The sequence below is a fragment of the Haliea sp. genome, assembly GCF_040221975.1.
Taxonomy (GTDB): Bacteria; Pseudomonadota; Gammaproteobacteria; order Pseudomonadales; family Halieaceae; genus Haliea.
In genome coordinates this window covers 1-2,030 of the sequence record NZ_JAVJWR010000008.1, presented here as the reverse complement: position 1 = coordinate 2,030, position 2,030 = coordinate 1, and the positions used below count along the sequence as shown (strand labels likewise).

General features: G+C 61.4%; 1 protein-coding gene. It reads left to right on the top strand.

Features of this window, described 5'->3' with window-relative positions; genetic code table 11:
* Positions 1-36: 36 nt before the first annotated feature.
* Positions 37-2,030: TonB-dependent receptor (locus RLO07_RS02295; RefSeq protein WP_462290520.1), on the top strand; the 1,994-nt coding region annotated here is incomplete at its 3' end.

The window sequence follows — 2,030 nt, the reverse complement described above, 5'->3', positions numbered from 1 at the left end:
GCGCAGAAACGCGCACAGTCCGAGCAGGACATCGGCATGGCGATCAGCTCCGCCAGCGGTCTCGCCCTCAGGGAACGCCGAATCGAGTCTCCTCTGGATCTGCAGGCCATCAGCCCGAATATCAATATCAAGGAGATCTCGCCAGGCCTGTTTCCGGTTTTCACGATCCGCGGCGTGGGACTCAATGACTTCAGCGCCAACAACAATCCCACGGTGGGAGTCTATCTGGACGAGGTGTTCCTGGCCTCAACCACACAGCTCACTTTCCAGCTCTACGACATCGAGCGCGTAGAAGTGTTGAAAGGCCCTCAGGGTACGCTCTATGGCCGCAACACCACCGGCGGCGCCATCAGTTTCATTACCAATCAAGCGGTGTTCGAGGACGAATGGCGGCTGAGCCTGGGAGCCGGCAACTATGAGCTGACAGAACTGGAATTCATGGGCAACAAGGCACTGTCGGAAACGCTGGCGATGCGGTTCGCGGGAAAGGTCCTTGACCAGGGCGAGGGATTCTACGAAAGCCGCACCCTCGGCGGTGAAGACATCGGTTCCCGCCGCGAGTACGCGGCCCGTCTGAACACCACATGGGTCGCCAGTGACAGTCTCGACGTGGCTCTCAAGCTTGAGGCCAGTAAAGCGCGCTCCGAAGTCGGCCAGTTTGAGCATTTCGGCACCTTCGAGGCCGGTGTTTTTCCCCCGCAGCCCTGCAGCTCGATCCTGGCCGGGCGCATCGACCCGAGCCGTTGCGCGGACGCATTCGGCTATCGCGATGACGACGGCGACCCCTTCAAGGGCGACTGGAACAACGATGCTCGCTTCTCCAGCGACAGTCGCGCCGCCACCCTGCGGGTGAACTGGGACCTGGGTCCCGGTACGCTCACTGCGGTCAGCGGCTGGCTGGATTTTGAACGCAAGGCATTCAGCGACACCGACAGTGGCCCCTTCGTGCAGGCGGAATTCGATGTCAGCGATAGCGTGGAGCAGTTCAGCCAGGAACTGCGCTACACCCTGAGTGCCAGTCCCACGCTCGACGTGATTGTGGGCGGTTTCTACTCCTGGGATCAGGTCGACATCGAGGTACCGGGAAATCTTGATGACCTGTTTCTGACCCGGGTGTTAATCGCATCCGAGCAGGAAACAAACTCCGCCGCGGTATTCACCCAGGCGGACTGGCGTTTTGCCGATGCCTGGTCACTTACCGCCGGATTTCGCCTTACTTACGAAGAGAAGGACTTTGCCGGGGGCATGGACGATATGAACCCCTTTGGTACCTCCTGCCTGCTGAGTCCGGTCTGCAACCCGGGTTTTGTCGGCGCCTTTACCGTCGCCAGCAATGAGGAGACCATCAGCGAAACCGAGCCATCGGCAAGGGTCGCACTCAACTACTACCTCGCGGAGGAGATCCTGCTCTACGCAAGCGCCGCCCAGGGCTTCAAGTCCGGGGGCTTCTTCGGCGGTGGCTTCGTCACCAACAGCACCCAGCTGGAGTCATTCGAACCGGAGACGCTGGTCGCCTGGGAGGCGGGGATCAAATCGCGCTGGCTGGAGAACACCCTGCAGGTCAACGCGGCGGCCTTTTACTATGACTACAGCGATGTGCAGACCTTCACCCAGGTAAGCACAGGGCAGCTCTCGGTCTTGAAGCTGTCCAACGTCGACTCGGCTGACATCCAGGGCCTGGAGGCGGATATTCTCTGGCAGCCTGTCGCGGGGCTGCTGCTGCAGGCCAATGTGGGCTACCTCGATTCCGAGTTGGGCGCCTTCAGTGCCCCCGGCGGTGGCGAGATTCCCTCGGGCAACGCACTGCCCAACGCCCCTGAGTGGAGTTACAACCTGTTTGCGCGCTACGAACATGTGGTCGCGGGCCTGGGAACCCTCGCTGCCCAGGTGGAGTACAGCTACACCGACGAGGCGTTCCGGGAGGCAGTGAACATTCCCTACCTCGCCACCGAGGACTACGGCCTGTGGGGTGCACGGCTGGCGCTTCGCAGCGCGGACGACCGCTGGGAAGTATCACTCTGGGGCAAGAA